15 protein-coding genes are annotated in these 17,146 nt (G+C 73.6%); 8 read left to right on the top strand and 7 right to left on the bottom strand.

Features of this window, described 5'->3' with window-relative positions:
• The 3 genes from ACGFQ9_RS32130 to ptsP form a co-directional block, all read left to right on the top strand.
• Positions 1 to 305 (top strand): hypothetical protein (locus tag ACGFQ9_RS32130; protein WP_393578733.1); only part of this gene is annotated, 305 nt, incomplete at its 5' end.
• 275 nt (positions 306 to 580) lie between these two features.
• On the top strand, positions 581 to 1,030 hold the full coding sequence (locus tag ACGFQ9_RS32125) for a PTS glucose transporter subunit IIA (RefSeq protein WP_393578731.1): 450 nt from the start codon (positions 581 to 583) through the stop codon (positions 1,028 to 1,030).
• An 85-nt stretch (positions 1,031 to 1,115) separates the two neighbouring features.
• A complete protein-coding gene (gene ptsP, locus ACGFQ9_RS32120) occupies positions 1,116 to 2,786 on the top strand; it encodes a phosphoenolpyruvate--protein phosphotransferase (protein ID WP_393578729.1) in 1,671 nt (556 codons plus the stop codon).
• 98 nt (positions 2,787 to 2,884) lie between these two features.
• On the opposite strand, the gene ACGFQ9_RS32115 is transcribed toward ptsP, so the two are convergent.
• The gene (locus tag ACGFQ9_RS32115; protein ID WP_393578728.1) at positions 2,885 to 3,814 is read right to left on the bottom strand and encodes a hypothetical protein; all 930 of its coding nucleotides are present in this window, start codon (positions 3,812 to 3,814) and stop codon (positions 2,885 to 2,887) included.
• Positions 3,815 to 3,928: 114 nt separating this feature from the next.
• Entirely contained in the window at positions 3,929 to 5,917 is a 1,989-nt protein-coding gene (locus ACGFQ9_RS32110; RefSeq protein WP_393578726.1) for an acetoacetate--CoA ligase, read from the bottom strand.
• Between the two features lie 253 nt (positions 5,918 to 6,170).
• On the opposite strand from ACGFQ9_RS32110, the gene ACGFQ9_RS32105 reads away from it, so the two are divergent.
• Positions 6,171 to 8,801 carry a TIM-barrel domain-containing protein gene (locus tag ACGFQ9_RS32105; RefSeq protein ID WP_393578725.1) on the top strand — a complete coding sequence of 877 codons (2,631 nt, stop codon included), beginning with the start codon at positions 6,171 to 6,173 and terminating at the stop codon, positions 8,799 to 8,801.
• A 102-nt stretch (positions 8,802 to 8,903) separates the two neighbouring features.
• Here the strand turns inward: ACGFQ9_RS32105 and ACGFQ9_RS32100 are convergent, their stop codons facing one another.
• Entirely contained in the window at positions 8,904 to 9,413 is a 510-nt protein-coding gene (locus ACGFQ9_RS32100; protein ID WP_393578723.1) for an NUDIX domain-containing protein, read from the bottom strand.
• Positions 9,414 to 9,426: 13 nt separating this feature from the next.
• Between ACGFQ9_RS32100 and ACGFQ9_RS32095 the strand changes: the two genes are divergently transcribed.
• The 4 genes from ACGFQ9_RS32095 (at position 9,427) to ACGFQ9_RS32080 (ending at position 12,228) form a co-directional block, all read left to right on the top strand.
• A complete protein-coding gene (locus ACGFQ9_RS32095) occupies positions 9,427 to 10,134 on the top strand; it encodes a M15 family metallopeptidase (protein WP_393578722.1) in 708 nt (235 codons plus the stop codon).
• A 14-nt stretch (positions 10,135 to 10,148) separates the two neighbouring features.
• Positions 10,149 to 10,496 carry an Mpo1-like protein gene (locus ACGFQ9_RS32090; protein ID WP_393578720.1) on the top strand — a complete coding sequence of 116 codons (348 nt, stop codon included), beginning with the start codon at positions 10,149 to 10,151 and terminating at the stop codon, positions 10,494 to 10,496.
• Between the two features lie 77 nt (positions 10,497 to 10,573).
• The gene (locus ACGFQ9_RS32085) at positions 10,574 to 11,032 is read left to right on the top strand and encodes a Zn-ribbon domain-containing OB-fold protein (RefSeq protein WP_393578718.1); all 459 of its coding nucleotides are present in this window, start codon (positions 10,574 to 10,576) and stop codon (positions 11,030 to 11,032) included.
• Positions 11,029 to 12,228, top strand: coding sequence for a lipid-transfer protein (locus tag ACGFQ9_RS32080; RefSeq protein ID WP_393578717.1), 1,200 nt, complete (start codon positions 11,029 to 11,031; stop codon positions 12,226 to 12,228). The genes ACGFQ9_RS32085 and ACGFQ9_RS32080 overlap by 4 nt, the downstream gene beginning before the upstream one ends.
• Positions 12,229 to 12,587: 359 nt before the next feature.
• Here the strand turns inward: ACGFQ9_RS32080 and ACGFQ9_RS32075 are convergent, their stop codons facing one another.
• From ACGFQ9_RS32075 to ACGFQ9_RS32060, 4 genes are all read right to left on the bottom strand, one after another.
• Positions 12,588 to 13,208, bottom strand: a complete 621-nt coding sequence (locus tag ACGFQ9_RS32075) for an ATP/GTP-binding protein (protein WP_393578715.1) — start codon at positions 13,206 to 13,208, stop codon at positions 12,588 to 12,590.
• On the bottom strand, positions 13,189 to 13,605 hold the full coding sequence (locus ACGFQ9_RS32070; RefSeq protein ID WP_393578745.1) for a DUF742 domain-containing protein: 417 nt from the start codon (positions 13,603 to 13,605) through the stop codon (positions 13,189 to 13,191). The genes ACGFQ9_RS32075 and ACGFQ9_RS32070 overlap by 20 nt, the downstream gene beginning before the upstream one ends.
• A gap of 233 nt (positions 13,606 to 13,838) precedes the next feature.
• Positions 13,839 to 14,279: a roadblock/LC7 domain-containing protein gene (locus tag ACGFQ9_RS32065; protein ID WP_393578714.1), complete on the bottom strand. Its 441-nt coding sequence runs from the start codon at positions 14,277 to 14,279 to the stop codon at positions 13,839 to 13,841.
• A complete protein-coding gene (locus tag ACGFQ9_RS32060; protein ID WP_393578712.1) occupies positions 14,276 to 17,107 on the bottom strand; it encodes a nitrate- and nitrite sensing domain-containing protein in 2,832 nt (943 codons plus the stop codon). The genes ACGFQ9_RS32065 and ACGFQ9_RS32060 overlap by 4 nt, the downstream gene beginning before the upstream one ends.
• Positions 17,108 to 17,146: the final 39 nt, after the last annotated feature.

Below are 17,146 nucleotides of genomic sequence, written 5' to 3'. Positions count from 1 at the left end.
CTTCCTTCGTTCTTGCGTTTCCGACTCTATCAGATCTTTTCGGACCCGATTTCCTCGGTGCTTTCCGGTTCCGGCGCTTTCGCGCTTTTCCCTTCAGGCGGTTCCGACTCTATCAGACCTTTTCGGTTCCGATTTCCTCGGCTGCTTTCCGGGATTCACTTTCGCTTTTCCCTTTCAGCGGTTTCCGACCCTATCAGTGTTTTTCCGTCCCGCTGACCACCGGCCGCGGAGATGCGGAGGCGATCGAAAGAGGTCAAGATCAACTGAAGAAGTTGGGATGCCCGCCGACCGATGTTCATGCGTGATTCACATGATGGGGTCAGGCAGGACTCACGAGACTACACCCCGAGTTGGGGGCAGGCAAATCAACTCAGGGCGTATGGTCTAGTCCACCGGTCTAGTCCACTAGTCTCCGTGTCGTAAGGGTGCCGAAGGCCGCCGAAGGGTGCCGACGGGTCGGTCCGGACCGGGTGTTATACCGGGCTAACCGGTACATCCCTTGACATATCCTTCTGACGAGTACGCCGTTCGCGACAGACAGTGACGGCGGCACCAGCAGCCCCACCTCTGGGAGGCCCCAATGACCAACGTGACGTCCCCTCTTGCCGGGATCGCCATCGGACTCGCGGCTGTGCCGGATCCGGTGTTCTCCGGCGCCATGGTGGGACCGGGCACCGCCATCGACCCGGTGCGCGAGCCCTCCGAGGCGGTGTCCCCCGTCGACGGTGTGGTCGTCTCCCTGCACCCGCACGCGTTCGTCGTCGTGGACTCCGAGGGCCACGGTGTGCTCACGCACCTCGGGATCGACACGGTGCAGCTCAACGGCGAGGGGTTCGAGCTGCTGGTGAACAAGGGCGACACCGTGACCCGGGGCCAGGCCGTCGTGCGCTGGAACCCCGCCGCCGTCGAGCAGGCCGGCAAGTCTCCGATCAGTCCGGTCGTGGCGCTCGAGGCAACCGGCGACTCCCTCGGCGATGTCCGGGTGGAAGGGGACGTGAAGGCCGGAGACCAGCTCTTCAGCTGGCGGTGACGTCCGCCTGAGGTATCCGCCTTCACGGGCGAGTCGTACATCCATCGCGGCGGTCAGGCCCGCCGCTCTATCGGAGACAGGTGAAATGGAGACAACGCTGCGAGGCGTCGGCGTCAGCCACGGTGTCGCGATCGGCGAGGTGCGGCACATGGGGACGGCGGTGCTGGAGCCGCCGGCCAGGCGGATCGCCCCGGAGGAGGCGGAGCGCGAACAGGGGCGCGCCCGCCAGGCCGTGAAGGCGGTGGCCGCCGACCTGATCGCGCGCGGCCAGCTCGCGGGTGGCGAGGCCCAGCACGTGCTCGAGGCGCAGGCCATGATCGCTGAGGATCCCGAGCTGATGGCGGACGTGGACCGGCGGATCGCCGTCGGCAGCACCGCCGAGCGCGGCATCTACGACGCGTTCGCCGCGTACCGGGAGCTGCTCGCCGGGGCCGGCGAGTACATGGCGGGCCGGGTCGCGGACCTGGACGACGTGCGGAACCGGATCGTGGCGCGGCTGCTGGGTGTGCCGATGCCGGGTGTCCCGGACAGTGACGAGCCGTACGTTCTGATCGCTCGGGACCTGGCGCCTGCCGACACGGCTCTGCTGGACCCGGCTCTGGTGCTCGGTTTCGTGACCGAGGAGGGCGGGCCGACCAGTCACAGCGCGATCCTCGCCCGGGCGCTGGGCGTGCCGGCCGTGGTGGCACTGCCGGGTGCCGGTGAGCTGGCGGAGGGCACGGTCATCGCGGTGGACGGGTCCACCGGTGAGATCTTCGTGGAGCCGGGTGAGGAGAAGAAGGCCGAGCTCACGGCGGCCGCGGCGGAGCGGAAGGCGGCGCTGGCGGCGTCCTCCGGACCGGGTGCCACTTCCGACGGGCACAAGGTGCCGCTGCTGGCGAACGTCGGCGGGCCGGCTGACGTCCCGGCGGCGGTGGAGGCGGGTGCCGAGGGTGTGGGCCTGTTCCGCACCGAGTTCCTGTTCCTGGACGACAGCAAGAAGGCGCCGTCCGAGGAGAAGCAGATCGAGTCGTACCGCAAGGTGCTGGAGGCGTTCCCCGAGGGCCGGGTCGTCGTGCGGGTGCTGGACGCCGGTGCCGACAAGCCGCTGGACTTCCTCACTCCGGGCGACGAGCCGAACCCGGCGCTGGGCGTACGCGGTCTGCGTACCCTGCTGGATCACCCTGAGGTGCTGCGGACGCAGCTGACCGCGCTCGCGAAGGCGGCCGAGGGGCTTCCTGTCTACCTCGAGGTGATGGCCCCGATGGTGGCCGACCGGACCGACGCGCGCGCGTTCGCGGACGCGTGCCGTGAGGCCGGTCTGCGGGCGAAGTTCGGCGCGATGGTGGAGATCCCGTCGGCCGCGCTGCGGGCGCGGTCGATCCTCCAGGAGGTCGAGTTCCTGTCGCTGGGCACGAACGACCTCGCCCAGTACACCTTCGCCGCCGACCGTCAGGTGGGTGCGGTGTCGCGGCTGCAGGACCCGTGGCAGCCGGCGCTGCTGGACCTGATCGCCATGTCGGCCGAGGCAGCCCGGGCGGAGGGCAAGAGCTGTGGTGTCTGTGGTGAGGCCGCGTCGGATCCGCTGCTGGCCTGTGTGCTGACCGGTCTGGGTGTCACCTCCCTGTCGATGGGTGCCGCGTCCATTCCGTACGTGCGGGCGACGCTCGCGAAGCACACGCTGGCGCAGTGCGAGCGGGCCGCCGCTGCGGCGCGTGCGGCGGACTCCGCCGAAGAGGCGCGGCTGGCCGCGCAGGCGGTGCTGTCCGGCGAGTAGCCGGGGGTCGTGCGTTCGGGTGGTCGGGCCGAGGGGTCTTCGCCGTTGGTGGCGGAGGCCCCTCGGCCTTTCACCTGCCCTTCAGCTGTGCATCACCTTCAGTGATGTGGATGGGGGATGTCGATCCGGTAGCCCGGGCAGTATTCGACGTCCGGTTCGGGGGCTACGGGTTCGCCGGTGTCGGCGTCGGTGCAGTAGGCGTTGAACACCTCGGCGGCGGAGAGCGGGACGAGCGTGCCGTGCGCCAGGCGCCAGCCGTGGACCCGGTCGCGGAATCCCTCGGTGGTGCTGCGGAGGACCAGTCCCCCGGTGGTGCCGAGGGCGAGTCCGGCGGCGAGCACGGCCTTGAAGTCGGCGCCGTCCCGGTCGTGGAGGCGGGGCGGTGAGCCGGCCGGGTCGTGGGCGTCGCCGGTGTCCGCGTGGAGGACGGCGATGAGGTGTTCCTCCTCCGCCGGGACGCTGCAGACGAGGTGGTGGCGGCCCGGGCCGGCGCCGGCCAGGAGCTGGTGGACGGCGCGGCCGGCCTGCTCGAAGCAGGCCCGGCCGATGTCCTCGCCGCACTCGGCGCAGTCGCCGAGGCCTGCCAGGAAGAGGGTGGCGTACTCCCGGGTGGCCTGGCGGAGCGCTTCGTCGACGAGGAGCGGGACGAGTTCGCCGATGGGCTGTCCGGCGTACGGGAGGCCCGCACCGGCGCCGGCCAGTTCGGCGGTGAAGCGGGCGCGGGCCTCTGGGGTGTCCGGGTCGAGGCCCTCCTCCGCGCAGTACTCGGCGTACTCCTCCGCGTCGAACAGGGCGACGGTGGTGTGGATGCCCTCGGCGGCGAGGGATTTCAGGAGCTCGTCGACATGGCCGAGGTATTCCTGGTGGTCCTCGAAGGTGAAGCTGCGGTAGCCGCGCATGGCCGCGAAGTCCACGGGGTCGGCGAGCAGGCCGACCGTGCTGGGTGCTTCGCGGCGCAGGCCGCGGCGGATGGTGGTCACGGTCCGGGGACCGGTTCGGGTGGTGGCTCGGGTCCGGTTCTTGGGCATGGTTCCCCCCTGAGTGGCACGAGGCGCGGATGCGCCCGACTACTACTCACTCACGGTAACCATGACCACTGACAGTGACTGCGCTCCTGGCCGTCGCCGTGCGGGCTGGTGCCCTCAGGCCCGGCGGGTGCGGGCCAGTTCGGCGTAGAAGCGCAGCAGGTCGAGGTTGTCGACGGAGCCCGGGTTCACCGCCTTCTCCAGTGGGGTGCCCTGGAGGAGGCGCTTGACCGGGACCTCGATGCGCTTGCCGGTGAGGGTGTGCGGGATGCCGGGCACCTCGATGATCTCGTCGGGCACGTGCCGCGGGGAGAGCTCCGCACGGATGGTCGACTTGATCCGGGCCCTCAGGGCGTCGTCCAGGGTGGCGCCGGGTGCGAGGTGCACGAACAGCGGCATCCAGTAGCCGCCGTTCGGCTCCTCCAGGCCGATGACCAGGGATTCCTTGATCTCCGGCAGGCGCTCGACGGCTTCGTAGATGTCGGCCGAGCCCATCCGGACCCCCTGCCGGTTCAGGGTGGAGTCGGAGCGGCCGTGGATGATCACGGAGCCGTGGTCGGTGATGGTGATCCAGTCCCCGTGCCGCCAGGCGCCGGGGAACATCTCGAAGTAGCTGTCGCGGTAGCGGCTGCCGTCGGGGTCGTTCCAGAAGCGGATCGGCATGGACGGCATGGGGTTGGCGACGATCAGCTCGCCGACCTCGCCGATGAGGGGCTTGCCGGAGGGGTCCCAGGACTGGAGGTCCGTGCCGAGGCAGGCGGCCTGCAGCTCGCCGATGTGCACCGGAAGGGTCGGGACGGCGCCGGCGAAGCAGCTGCAGACGTCGGTGCCACCGCTGACGGAGGCGATCCACAGGTCCCCGGCGACCTCGTCGTGCAGCCAGCGGAACCCGTCGGGCGGCAGCGGGGAGCCGGTGGTGGCCACGCACTTCACGGCGGAGAGGTCGAAGTCCCGGGCGGGGTGCACCTCGGCCTTCTTGCAGGCCATGACGTACGCGGCGGAGGTGCCGTAGAAGGTGGCGCCGGTGCGTTCGGCGATGCGCCACTGGGCCCCGGTGTCGGGGAAGCCGGGGCTGCCGTCGTAGAGGACCACGGTCGTGCCGGTGAGGAGGCCGGAGACGAGGAAGTTCCACATCATCCAGCCGGTGGAGGTGTACCAGAAGAAGCGGTCCCCGGGGCCGAGGTCGCAGTGCAGGCCGATCTGCTTGAGGTGCTCCAGCAGGATGCCGCCCTGGGACTGCACGATGGCCTTGGGCAGGCCGGTGGTGCCGGAGGAGTAGAGGACCCACAGCGGATGGTCGAAGGGGACCTGCTCGAACACCGGCGCGGTGTCGGCGGAGGTAAGGGCCGACCACTCCAGGGTGCCCTCGGGGGCCGGCGTGCCGAGCAGCGGGATGTGCACGACGGCGCGCAGGGTGGGGAGCTCGCGGCGGAGCTCGGCGACGGTGTCGCGGCGGTCGTGCTCCTTGCCGCCGTAGCGGTAGCCGTCGACGGTGAACAGGACGACGGGTTCGACCTGCTGGAAGCGGTCCAGGACGCTGCGGGCGCCGAAGTCGGGGGCGCAGGAGGTCCACACTCCGCCGACGGCGGCGGTCGCCAGGAGGGCGACGACGGCCTCGGGGACGTTGGGGAGGTAGCCGCTGACCCGGTCGCCGGGGCGGACGCCGAGGGCGCGCAGCTCTGCGGCGAGGGAGCCGACCTGCCGGCGGAGCTCCGCCCAGGTGACGGGGACCGGGTCGTGGGTCTCGTCGACGTGGAGCAGGGCGGGGTCGTCGGCGCGGGCGGGGTCCCCGGCTGTGCGCAGGGCGTGCTCGGCGTAGTTGAGGGTGGCACCGGGGAACCACTGGGCGCCGGGCATGGACCGGTCGGCGAGGACCTGGGTGGGCGGGGTGGCGAAACGTACGTCGAACCACTCGGCGAGGGCCTGCCAGAAGGCGGGGAGCTCGTCCACGGACCAGCGGTGCAGGCTCGGGTAGCCGCCGTCGGCGGGGGCGCCGTGGTGTTCGGCGGCCCAGGCCTGGAAGGCGGTGATCCGGGCGTCGGCGATGCGGTCGGGGCCCGGGGTCCAGAGGGGGGCGGCCTCGGCGGACGGACTGGCTTCGGTCATGGGTCGGCTCCCGGGGTGTGCGGCTGCGCGCTTCGTGTGCGTGGCGTCGTGTGCGTGGCTACTGCTGCGTGGGCCGGCGCGCGGTGGGTGGGTGCGCGGGGCCCACAGGGACGATGCCACGTGATCGACATGTGCACCAGAGCGGTCGGGGGTGGGCGCGCTTGATCCTTTTCCGGGTGAACGGAGGTTGAACGGCGCCCGCTCGGCCCGGGGCCGGTGGCAGGGTGTGCGCATGGACGGTCGGGGTCGTGACATGGGTCGTGAACTGGGGCGGGAGCTGCGCCGGGATCTGGTCCGCGCGGTGAAGGACATCGGTACGGCGCGGGGGCGGCGGGCGTGGCGGGCCGCGCTGCGGCACCGGCGGGCGGACGCGGCCGCGTTCCCGCCGCGCGGGCCGGAGCGGGCGCGGGTGCCGGGGACGCTGGTGGGGGCGGAGCCGCTGCCGGGCGGGGGCGTGCTGCGGTTCGCCCGCTCGGAGCTGCTGGTGCGGGTGACGGCGGGCGGTGCGGTGTTCTGGGGCTGGGACGGGGCGGGGCCGCTGCCCTCGTACGCCGTCCAGGGCACCGGGCCGGAGCCGGACGGGCGGGCCGTGCTGGAGCCGGACACCGGCGGCGGCTGGCGGGTGGTGTCGGAGCGGGTGACGGTGGCGGTGTCCCGGCACGGTGCGGTGGAGGTGCGGACGCCGGGCGGGACGGTACTGCGGCGGGAGCTGCCGCCGCGGTGGTGGGAGCCGGTGGGCGGGGCGCCGGCGGATGCGGTGGCGGCGCGGGCGGACGGCGGGGCGGGGCCGGCGGGAGGTGCCGGCGGTGTGTCGGACACCGCTGACGGCGTACCGGCGGAGGGCACCGCTGAGGCGGGCGCGGCGCGGCACGGCACCGCGGGAACCGGCGCGGCGGAGGCGGGCGCGGCGCGCGACGGCGACGGCGACGGCGGCGACGGCACGCCGGAGGCAGGCGGCCGGGCGGGCGGAGCCGCCACCGCGCGGCCGTCCGCGCGCCGCGGGGGCGCCCGGCGCGGGGACGCGGGCAGCGGGGCGGCGCGCTGGCTGCTGCGGTCCGAGGTACCGGCCGACGCGCGGTTCTTTGGTCTCGGCGGGCGGGCGGCGGGTCCGCGGCTGCGGGACGGGGAGTACCGGCTGTGGAACACCGATCCGCACGGCGGCTTCGGACCGGGTGACGATCCGCTGTACATCACCATGCCGGTGCAGCTGGTGGTGGCGGACGCGGGAACGCACCTGGTGTTCTACGACGACCCGTGGGACGGCCGGGTGGTGCTGCGGGAGGGCGAGGAGGGCGCGGGCTCGGGCGCGGACCGGCCGGGGGTGAGCGAGCTGCGCATGACGGGCGGGCCGCTGCGCTGCTGGGTGCTGGTGGGGACGCCGTCCCGGGTGCTGCAGGGCTGGTCGGGACTGACCGGCGGGGCGGCGGTGCCGCCCGAGTGGGCGCTGGGCCACCAGCACGCGCGGTGGGGTTTCGGGAGCGCCGCGGAGGTGCGGCGGATCGTGGGCGGGTACCGGGAGCGGGGGCTGCCGCTGGCGGCCGTGCACCTGGACATCGACCACTACGACGGGCACCGGGTGTTCACGGTGGACCGGGAGGCGTTCCCGGACCTGTCGGGGCTGGCGCGGGAGCTGGCCGCGGACGGGACCCGGCTGGTGTCGATCGTGGATCCGGCGGTCAAGGCGGAGCCGGGGGTGCCGGGTTCGGTGTACGAGGCGGGGCGGGAGGTGGGCCCGGCGGGGGCCTTCGTACGGGACCCGGCCGGTGAGGAGGTGCGGGGGGAGGTGTGGCCGGGTGAGTGCGTGTACCCGGACTTCACCGATCCGCTGGTGCGGGAGTGGTGGGGCGGGCTGTACGAGGAGCGGCTGAAGAACGGCTTCGCCGGGGTGTGGCACGACATGAACGAGCCGGTGTCGTTCGCGCCCTTCGGGGACGCGACGCTGCCGAGGTCGGCCCGGCACGTGCTGGACGGTGCGGGCGGGGACCACCGGGCGGCGCACAACGTGTACGCGCTGGGCATGGCGCAGGCCGGGTGGGAGGGCCTGGTCAGGCTACGGCCGGAGGAGCGGCCGTTCCTGTTCTCCCGGTCGGGGTGGGCGGGGATGCAGCGGTACGGGGGCACCTGGTCGGGGGACGTGGAATCGAGCTGGGACGGGCTGCGGGCGTCGCTGGCGCTGGTGCTGGGGCTGGGCCTGTGCGGGGTGCCGTACTCGGGGCCGGACGTGGGGGGTTTCGGCGGGTCGCCGTCGCCGGAGCTGTTCGCGCGGTGGTTCCAGCTGGGCTCGTGGATGCCGTTGTTCCGTACGCACGCGGCGATCTGGGCGGGGCGGCGGGAGCCGTGGGAGTTCGGGCCGGAGGTGCTGGAGGTGGCGCGGGCCGCGCTGGCGGAGCGGGAGCGGCTGCGCCCGTACTTCGTGACGCTGGCGCATCTGGCGCGGCGGACGGGGGCTCCGTACGTGCGGCCGGTGTGGTGGGGCGCGCCGGAGGAGCGGGCGCTGCGGGACTGCGAGGACGCCTTCCTGCTGGGGGACGCGCTGCTGGTGGCGCCGGTGCTGGAGCCGGGGGCGGACCGGCGGGCGGTGCGGCTGCCGCGGGGGCGGTGGTACGACACGGCGACGGGGGCGGCGTACGACGGGCCGGGGCAGGTGCTGCTGGACGCGCCGCCGGCGCGGGTGCCGGTGCTGGCGCGGGCGGGAGCGGTGGTGCCGGTGGTGGGGGGCCTTGAGGTGTGGGCGCCGGCACGGGGGCGTACGGGGGGCGGGGTGCGGATCTCGGACGGCGGGGAGACCGAGCGGTTCACGGTGCGGTGGGAGGGGGACGTGGTGCGGGTCGTCCTGGACGACGGCACGCCGGTCCAGGCGGGGGTGACGGTGCGGGGGCTGTAGGGCGGCGGGCGCGGTCGGGCGCTCCCGGCCGCGCCCCCTCCCCCGTCACGCCCCCCGGGGATCCCGCGCGTGCTCGTGTGGTCGTGTGGTCCCTGCGCCGCGTCAGGCGTAGCGGCCCGCGAACCAGGACGCGGCGGCCTGGGTGTGGAGGGGGAAGGCGAGTTCCCGCGGGGTGTGGAGGAGGTGCCAGCCGGTGGTTTCGGGGGTGGGGACCGAGGGCGGCAGTTCCTCGGCGCGGCGGGTGGGGAGGAGGCCGAAGAGCAGGAGGTGGCCGAAGGGGGAGCTCAGGGCGTCGGCGAGGGTGACCTCGGATGCCTTGGCCTCGATGCCGGTTTCCTCGCGGAGTTCGCGGACCACGGCCTCGCGCCAGTCCTCGCCGAAGTCGATGAACCCGCCGGGGAGGGCGATGCCGCCGAGGGCGGGTTCGATGGTGCGGGTGATGACGACCAGGCCGGTGCCGGCGGTGTCCTCGACCGGCAGGAGGGTGACCGCGACGGGGAGCGGGTTGCGGTAGGCCGTGGTGCCGCAGGCGGCGCAGGTGCGGGGCCAGCCGGCGTCGTCGAACGGGTTTCCGCAGGAGGAGCAGTGTGAGTCCTTCACCGGTGTGGGCATGGCGTCATGGTAGGTGAGGGGGGTGAAGTCGGCTGTGGTGTGCGTGGTGTTGGCGGTGCTCGGAGTGCTCCCGGGGCCTTCTGTCGAGCCGGTGCCGCCCCCGGGTGGGTTCGTGGCGCTGCGCGAGGTGGATCCGAGTGTCCGGCAGGACATGCGGTACGCCACGGAGCGGAACTTCACCGGTGCGGTGGTGCCGGGCTACGAGGAGCCGGTGTGCCTGCTGACCCGGCCGGCGGCCGAGGCGCTGCGGCGCGCGCAGCGCGGGCTGCTGCGGCGGGGCTACTCGCTGAAGGTGTACGACTGTTACCGGCCGCAGCGGGCGGTGGACCGGTTCGTGGAGTGGACGTCGGAACCCGCGGATCCGGTGGTGCGTGCCCGCCACCACCCCCGGGTGGACAAGGCGCGGCTGGTGGCGGAGGGGTACATCGCCGCCCGGTCGGGACACACCCGCGGGAGTGCGCTGGACCTCACGCTGACCGGCCCGGACGGGCGGGCGTTGGACATGGGGACGCCGTTCGACTTCTTCGACCCACTGTCGCACACCGATGATCCGCGGGTCGGCGGGGCGGTCCTGGCGCGGCGGCAGCTGTTGCGGGAGGTGCTGGAACGGGAGGGGTTCGAGAACCTGCCCGAGGAGTGGTGGCACTTCCGGCTGTCCGACGAGCCCTATCCGGAGCGGTACTTCGACTTCCCCGTGCGTTCCGCTGCGGTGCGCCCCTGAGTAGCGTGCCCCGCATGACGACTCAGGAGTTCGGTTCGTACGAGGAGTTCTGGCCCTACTACGTGGCGATGCACTCGCGGGCCGCGACCCGCTGGGTGCACCTCGCGGGGACGCTGACCGGACTCGCCGTGGCGGCGTACGGGCTGGCGCGCGGCCGGAAGCGGTACCTGGCAGCGCTGCCGGTCATCGGGTACGGGACGGCCTGGCCGGCGCACTTCCTGATCGAGGGGAACAACCCGGCGACCTTCGGGCATCCGGCCTGGTCGCTGCGTGGTGACGCGGCGATGATCCGGATGATGCTGGCCGGGCGGGACGCCGAGCTGGCCGCGATCGCGGAGAAGTGGCTCGCCGACAACCGGTGACGGGGTGTGCCTCCCGTGCCAGACTGGAACCGATTATCTGATTGGTCGTCAGATTCGGTTGGTTTCAGGGAGGGGCTTTGGAACACGCGCGCACACCCGTCGTCGGCGGGTGGTTCACGGAGGACGGGCCCGGCGGCGAGTTCCGTCTGCTCGGGACCCGCTGCTCCGCCTGTGGTTCGGTGTTCTTCCCCCGGGAGGACTCCTTCTGCCGGAACCCCGCCTGCGGGGGCGGTGACCTGGCCGAGGTGCCGCTCTCCCGGCGGGGCCGGGTCTGGTCCTACACCGACGGCCGGTACCGGCCGCCGGCCCCGTACGTCTCCGACCCCGACGCGCCCTGGGAGCCGTACGCCCTGGTCGCGGTGGAGCTGGCGGCCGAGCGGATGGTGGTGCTGGGGCAGGCGGCGCCCGGCGTGACCGTCGCGGACCTCGCGGTCGGCATGGAGGTGGAGGTGGTGCCCGGGGTGCTCAACGAGGACGCTGACACCGGAACCCTGTGGACGACCTGGCACTTCCGGCCCGTGGAGGTGGGGGCATGAGCGGGGCGGGCACGGATGTCGCGGTGCTCGGCGCCGGCATGCACCCGTGGGGCAAGTGGGGGCGGAGTTTCGTCACCTACGGGACGGTCGCGGCGCGTGCCGCGCTCGCCGACGCCGGGCTGGAGTGGAGCGACGTCGGCTCGATCGTCGGGGCCGACACCGTCCGGTCCGGGTATCCGGGGTACGTGGCCGGGGCGACCTTCGCACAGGCCCTCGGCTGGCAGGGCGCGCGGGTGACCAGCGTCTACGCCGCCTGCGCCTCGGGCGCGCAGGCGATCGGCACGGCCCGGGCACAGATCCTGGCCGGGCTGGCCGACGTGGTGCTGGTGGTGGGGGCGGACGCGGCACCCAAGGGGTTCTTCGCACCGGCCGGCGGGGACCGGCCCGACGACCCCGACTGGCTGCGGTTCCGGGTGCTGGGGGCGACCAACCCGGCGTACTTCGGGCTGTTCGCGCGGCGCCGGATGGCGGTGTACGGGGACACCCAGGAGGACTTCGCCCTGGTGAAGGTGAAGAACGCGGCCGCCGGGGCCCTCAACCCGCTGGCCCGGTACCGCAAGGCGGTGACCGCCGAGGAGGTGGCGGCCTCCGCGGTGGTCGCCGATCCGCTGCGGCTCCTGGACATCTGCGCGACCTCCGACGGGGCGGCCGCGCTGGTGCTGTGCAGCCTGGACTTCGCACGCTCGCGCGGGGTGGCCGACCCGGTGCGGATCCGGGCGGTGTCCACGGTCACGCCCACGTACCCGCGGACGGTGCTGGACCTGCCGGACATCGCGACGGACTCGGCGGTGGCGGTCGACCCGGCCGGCGGTTCGTACCGGGCGTCGATCGCGCGCGCCGCCTACGAGGAGGCCGGGCTCGGCCCGGAGGACCTGTCGCTCGCCGAGGTGTACGACCTGTCCACCGCGCTGGAGCTGGAGTGGTACGAGGACATCGGGCTGTGCGGCGCGGGCGAAGGGGCCAAGCTGGTGCGGGAAGGGGCGTCGGCCCTCGGCGGCCGGATCCCGGTCAACGCCAGTGGCGGACTGGCCTCGTTCGGGGAGGCGGTGCCCGCGCAGGCCATCGCCCAGGTGTGCGAGCTGACCCGGCAGCTGCGCGGGACGGCCGCGGAGCGGCAGGTTCCGGGGGCTCGCGCCGGGATCGCCGCGAACCAGGGGCTGTTCGGGCACGGTTCGGCGGTGATCGCGGTCCGCTGAGCCGCCGGGCGTGGTCGTGAGCGTGGTCGTGGTCGTGGTCGTGCGGTGTCCCGTACGACCTGAACAGGCCGTGTTGTCCGAGTGCTTGACGCGCCCCTGCGGCAGGTTCACACTGCCTCCACAGTCCCGCCACGAGAGCTGCGGCCCGTACCCCAGTCGGCGGGGGTACGGGCCGCCTCCACGCGGGTTCCGGCTGCCTAGGGGGTGTCTTGTCGATCAGGCCGGATCAGCTCGCGGCGTCTGGCGCCGTGCATCGCAAGGCGGACGAGGAAGCCGATGCGGAGCATCGGCGACTGAGGACAACGCGGCGAGGCGCGGTGCCAGACGCCGCGAGCCCGGCGTGATCGGCGAGACACCCCCTAGGTCCGGGCCGGCCGGCGGCGGGCGCGGACCACGGACCTGGCGTGCTCGACCACGCCGACCAGCACCTCCTTGACCGACTCGCGGTCGCGGGCGTCGCAGAGCAGCACCCGCACCTCCGGGTCCAGGTCCAGGGCCTCCCGGATGGTGTCGGCCGGGTGGTGGTCGGCTCCATCGAAGCAGTTGACCGCCACCAGGAACGGGATCCCGCGCCGCTCGAAGTAGTCGACCGCCGCGAAGCAGTCCTCCAGCCGGCGGGTGTCGGCGAGCACCACCGCGCCGAGCGCACCCTGGGCGAGCTCGTCCCACAGGAACCAGAACCGGTCCTGTCCGGGTGTCCCGAACAGGTACAGGACGAGGTCCTCGCGCAGGGTGATGCGGCCGAAGTCCATGGCCACCGTGGTGGTGCTCTTGGCTTCCACCCCCGCGGTGTCGTCGATGCCCCGTCCCGGCTCGGAGAGGGTCTCCTCCGTGCGCAGCGGTCTGATCTCGCTGACCGCGCTGACCAGCGTGGTCTTGCCGACCCCGAAGCCGCCCGCGACCAGGATCTTCAGGGTCAGCGGTTCGACCGGCGGCACCGCGTACATGCCGTTGGCGCGGCTAGAGCGCCCGAAGGCCATCGATCACCTCACGCAGAATGGATTCGTCCGGGAGTTCGGCGGGTGGGACCGGCCGGGTCACGTGGACCAGCTCGTCGTCGACGAGGTCACCGATCAACACCCTGACCACCCCGATGGGAAGGTCGAGTTCCGCCGCGAGTTCGGCGACCGACTGGGGCCGCTCCCGGCACAGCTCGAGGATGTGCGCGTGTTCCGGGGACAGGGTGAGGTCCCATACGGGGTCGTCGGCCGCGGGTTCGGCGACGACGAGCGCGATGAGGTCCAGCCGGTGCTGCTCGGCGTGGCTGGTCCGGCCGCGGGTCATCGCGTACGGACGGACCACCGGGCCGGCGTCGTCGTCGAACCAGTGGGCGTGCCCGGCGGGGCTCTCGTCCACCGCGACGGCGGCCTCCGGCACGGCGGCGCGGGCCCGTGGGCCGCCGGACACCGGGCCCTCGGCAGCGAGGCCCTCGGACGCCGGACCCTCGGGCACCGGGCCGCCGGTCGCCACCGCCGTGGAAGCCGGTCCCCCGGCGGCCGTCCCGGCGGCCGGGCCGACGTCGGAGGTCACGCTGTCGGCGGCGTCCGCGCCGTGGGAGGTGTCGGAGGGGTGGGCGGGCAGCCGGCTCGAATCGCTCATGCCGTCCGACTTCACCCTGCCGATGCCTGCCCGGAACGCGGGGCGGTCGCCAGGTGGTCGCCCACGCGCTTGACCATCAGGGTCATCTCGTAGGCGACCTGACCGACGTCGGAGTCCGCGTCGGCCAGCACGGCCAGGCAGCTGCCGTCACCGGCGGCCATCACGAAGAGGAACGCCTCGTCGAGCTCGACCATGGTCTGGCGCACGCTGCCCGACTCGAAGTGGCGGCCGACCCCCTTGGCCAGGCTGTGGAAGCCGGAGGCCACGGCGGCCAGGTGCTCGCTGTCCTCCCGGGTGAGCTCCTTGGAGCTGCCGGTGGGCAGCCCGTCGCCGGAGAGGACCACCGCCTTGCGGATGCTGCCGACCCGGTCGACCAGTTCGTCCAGGAGCCAGTTCAGGTGGCCGGGACCCCGGCCCCGGCTGTCGTGGCCTGCGGTCTGCGGTGCGGTCATCGGTCGTCCCCCTCGTTCTCGTTCTCGGGACCGTTCGCGGCTGCGGTGCCGGCCGCGGTCTCGGACTGCTGCTCTGCGTGCTTGGTGCGGCCCGCCGTCCAGCCCCGCTGGAGTGCGGACATGCGGGTTCGTACGTCCTCGGCGTCGCGGTCGACGAGCGGAGCCGCGGTCGTCTCCGTCCGGGCCGCCGCCGGGGTGTTCTTCAGCTGGGGCGCCAGGCTGGCCTGGCGGACACGGCGGGGCAGTCCTCCGGAGGGCTTCCCCGGGGCCGTTCCGCGCTCCGCCACGGGTGCCGCCACCGGAGCCGCCACGGGTGCCGGCACCGGGTCCGGGGCCGGACTCATGGGCGGCGTGCCCGCGGCCCGGCCCACGTCCGCCGGGGGGCCCGTCTGCTTGACCACCGAGACGGCCGGCCGGCCGTCGACCCGGCGGCCGTGCTCGGCGACGAGGGTCGGCGTACGGCGCCGCCGCGGCAGCGGTACGGCCCCGGAGGCCGTGCGCGGCGCGTCGCCCCGGGGGGCTTCCAGCCGGGCGCTCTCCAGCCGGACCGGCCCCGTCGGCGGGAGCTGTTCGCGCTCGGTGCCGCGGGCGGGGGCGGGCTGCAGGGAGCGTTCGGGCGAGCGGTGGCCCAGCAGGGTGCTGCGCGGGATGCCGCTCGGCGGGGTCTCGTCGTCCAGGGTGGCGATGGCCGGGTGGGCGGGGACGATTCCGGGTATCTCGTCGAGCGCCCCCGCCTCGTTGAGGCCGAGCACGCCGAGCGGGGCCTCCAGCTCCACGGGCCCGTCCAGGACGGCGGCCGGAACGGGGCGCCTGGAGGCCGTATCGTTTCCGCGGCCCACGCCCAGGGGCGCCCGGCCGGTGCCGCCCGCCGGGCCGCCCGTGATCGCGGCCTTCGCGGTCCGGTCCAGCCGGAGGCCGGTGCCGTTGGTGTCCGGCGCGTCGGTGAGCAGCGCGGCCGGCAGGAACACCACCGCGGTGGTGCCGCCGTACGGGCTGGGCTGCAGGGAGACCTTGATGCCGTGCCGCCGGGCGAGCCGGCTGACCACGAACAGGCCGAGGCGGTCGGTGTCGGAGAGGTCGAACTCGGGGGACTCGGCGATCCGGAGGTTGGCGTCGAGCAGGGCCTCCGGGGTCATGCCGAGGCCGCGGTCGTGGATCTCCAGGGTGAAGCCGTTGGCGACCCGCTCGCCGTGCACCGCGACGGCGGTGTGCGGGGGCGAGAACACCGTCGCGTTCTCCAGGAGTTCGGCGATGAGGTGGGTGGTGTCGGCGACGGCGGGGCCGGAGATACCGAGCCGGGGCAGCCGCCGGACCTCGATCCGCTCGTAGTCCTCGACCTCGGCGACGGCCGCCCGTACGACGTCCATGAGCTGGACCGGCTTGCGCCACTGGCGGGACGGGGCCGCGCCGGAGAGGATCACCAGGCCCTCGGCGTGCCGGCGCATGCGGGTGGTCATGTGGTCGAGGCGGAAGAGGTCGGCGAGCTCCTCGGTGTCCTCGGTGCGCCGTTCCATGGTGTCGAGCAGCGTGAGCTGGCGGTGCAGCAGCACCTGGTTGCGGCGGGCGAGGTTGACGAACACCTCGGAAACCCCGCGGCGCAGCTCCGCCTGCTTGACGGCGGCCTCGACGGCCGCGCGCTGGAGGGTGTTGAGGGCCTGGCCGACCTGGCCGACCTCGTCCTTCTCGTACTCCAGTCGCGGGGCCTCGGTCTCGACGTCCACCGGCTCGCCGGCGGCGAGCCGCCGCATCACGCTCGGCAGCCGGACGCCGGAGGCCTCGTGGGCCTCCTTGCGGAGCCGGGAGAGGTCGCGGATCAGTTCACGGCCGATGCGGACGGAGAGCACGAGGGAGAGGATCAGGGCGACGAAGCCGAGGATGCCGGCGACGGCCGCCTCGACCAGGACGTCCATGGCGACGGGCTCGACGCGCTCCTTGTAGCGGTCGCCCGCGGCGGTGCCCATGACGGCGAGGGCGTCCAGGGCCCGTGCGGCCGCCTCGTCCCACTGGGCGGCGGTGGGCGTGCGCGGGTTCTTGGCCTCGCCGTTGGCCACGATGCGGGCCTCGGCCACGCGCAGTGCGCTGGTCTCGGTGCCGCCCCAGTAGCGCTCGAAGCGCTCGCGCTCGGTGCCGGGGAGGATGGCCAGGTTGAACTCGTAGAGCAGGCCGCGGCGGGCGATCTCGTCGGAGACGGCGCGGGCGTCCTCGGCGGTGAACCGCTTGGCGGCGAACGCGGAGGCGATGACGGCGTCCTCGCGGGAGAGGGCCTCCCGGGCGCGGGTGATGCCGACGAGGGCGCGGCCCTGCTTGTCCATCTCGACGTCCTCCAGGGTGTGGAGGTTCATCAGGAAGTCGTAGCAGGGGTCGACGAGCCGGTTGTACAGCTCCAGGGCCTGGTCGGGGTCGAGGGCGGTCCGGTCGACGTTGGCGCGCAGGGTGGCGAGGCCGCCGAACGCCTCGATGATGGAGTCCAGGTGGCGCTTGTTCGCCGGGCTGAGTTCCTCGGAGACGTCGGGGTCGGTGGCGTTCTCGGTGAACTCGCGGATGGCCGCGTCGGTGGCGGTGCGCCGGCCGGCGAGTTCGGCGGCGGAGGAGGCGGCGCGCGGGTCGCCGAGCAGCACGAGGCTCTGGCGGCGCTCCTTCTGGATGACCCGGACGACGTCCTCGACGGGATAGCCGACCTTGTTGATCACGTCGGCTACGCCCAGGAGCTGGACGGCCTGACGGCCGGTCAGAACCGTGGCGAAGCCCCAGAGCGCGGTCAGCGAGACGAGCGGCACGAGGAGCAGCGCCACGATCTTCCGGCGGATGGACTTCCCGCGAAAGCGCATGGGCCCCACAGCCTCCCCGAGCTCAACCCCGCTGCTGGG

Origin of the sequence: Streptomyces sp. NPDC048603 (assembly GCF_043199475.1) — a bacterium.
Taxonomy (GTDB): Bacteria; Actinomycetota; Actinomycetes; order Streptomycetales; family Streptomycetaceae; genus Streptomyces.
This window is presented reverse-complemented; position numbering and strand designations above follow the sequence as displayed.

What these genes read in the sequence shown, in the direction of transcription:
- ACGFQ9_RS32065 (WP_393578714.1), bottom strand. Translation starts at nt 14,279, where the DNA reads ATGACCGCACCGCAGACCGCAGGCCACGACAGCCGGGGCCGGGGTCCC.
- ACGFQ9_RS32100 (WP_393578723.1), bottom strand. Translation starts at nt 9,413, where the DNA reads ATGCCCACACCGGTGAAGGACTCACACTGCTCCTCCTGCGGAAACCCG.
- ACGFQ9_RS32080 (WP_393578717.1), top strand. Translation starts at nt 11,029, where the DNA reads ATGAGCGGGGCGGGCACGGATGTCGCGGTGCTCGGCGCCGGCATGCAC.
- ACGFQ9_RS32115 (WP_393578728.1), bottom strand. Translation starts at nt 3,814, where the DNA reads ATGCCCAAGAACCGGACCCGAGCCACCACCCGAACCGGTCCCCGGACC.
- ACGFQ9_RS32110 (WP_393578726.1), bottom strand. Translation starts at nt 5,917, where the DNA reads ATGACCGAAGCCAGTCCGTCCGCCGAGGCCGCCCCCCTCTGGACCCCG.
- ACGFQ9_RS32090 (WP_393578720.1), top strand. Translation starts at nt 10,149, where the DNA reads ATGACGACTCAGGAGTTCGGTTCGTACGAGGAGTTCTGGCCCTACTAC.
- ACGFQ9_RS32125 (WP_393578731.1), top strand. Translation starts at nt 581, where the DNA reads ATGACCAACGTGACGTCCCCTCTTGCCGGGATCGCCATCGGACTCGCG.
- ACGFQ9_RS32075 (WP_393578715.1), bottom strand. Translation starts at nt 13,208, where the DNA reads ATGGCCTTCGGGCGCTCTAGCCGCGCCAACGGCATGTACGCGGTGCCG.
- ACGFQ9_RS32060 (WP_393578712.1), bottom strand. Translation starts at nt 17,107, where the DNA reads ATGCGCTTTCGCGGGAAGTCCATCCGCCGGAAGATCGTGGCGCTGCTC.
- ACGFQ9_RS32105 (WP_393578725.1), top strand. Translation starts at nt 6,171, where the DNA reads ATGGGTCGTGAACTGGGGCGGGAGCTGCGCCGGGATCTGGTCCGCGCG.
- ptsP (WP_393578729.1), top strand. Translation starts at nt 1,116, where the DNA reads ATGGAGACAACGCTGCGAGGCGTCGGCGTCAGCCACGGTGTCGCGATC.